This is a genomic window from Chryseobacterium sp. 22532 (genome assembly GCF_052044665.1).
Classification (GTDB): domain Bacteria; phylum Bacteroidota; class Bacteroidia; order Flavobacteriales; family Weeksellaceae; genus Chryseobacterium; species Chryseobacterium lathyri.
The window spans coordinates 1-430 of record NZ_JBQENJ010000022.1; the positions used below are offsets into that span (position 1 = coordinate 1).

Consider the following 430-nt stretch of genomic DNA (forward strand, 5'->3'; position numbering starts at 1 on the left):
TATTTAACATAAAATTTACATACATTTTACATTGGGGATAAGTATCAATACAGTATTTTGATTATTAAGACTTTATGAACATAGCATAGTTATCCACAAAGATCGATCTGTAAGTAATGAGCTGGGATCATTTTATCCAAAAGACCGTGAACAGGCTTTTAGTTCGTGATAAGACCGGAAAATAAACACCTCAAAATGTAAGACCAGAACAATAGTTGAAAAAAGAAAGATGGGTTGTCTGGAATGGTAATTGGCTTTGTTTTTATCCTGGGATATTAACTATAGAAGTAGAGAGAAAAAAATTGTTAGATATAAAACCGGAAAAGTTTGCGGTAAAGACAATATTAAATACACGGGATGAGTTTCCACAGATTTCTCAGATCGTGGAGTCTTACGTTGTAATGATTAGGCCTCCATCAAGGTTATCCTA

The 430-nt window shown here is 33.0% G+C and carries 1 protein-coding gene; it reads left to right on the forward strand.

The window, feature by feature from the left end:
• Positions 1-215: 215 nt before the first annotated feature.
• The coding region (locus ACTJIV_RS20325) for a hypothetical protein (protein ID WP_440629268.1) at positions 216-430 on the forward strand (215 nt) is incomplete at its 3' end.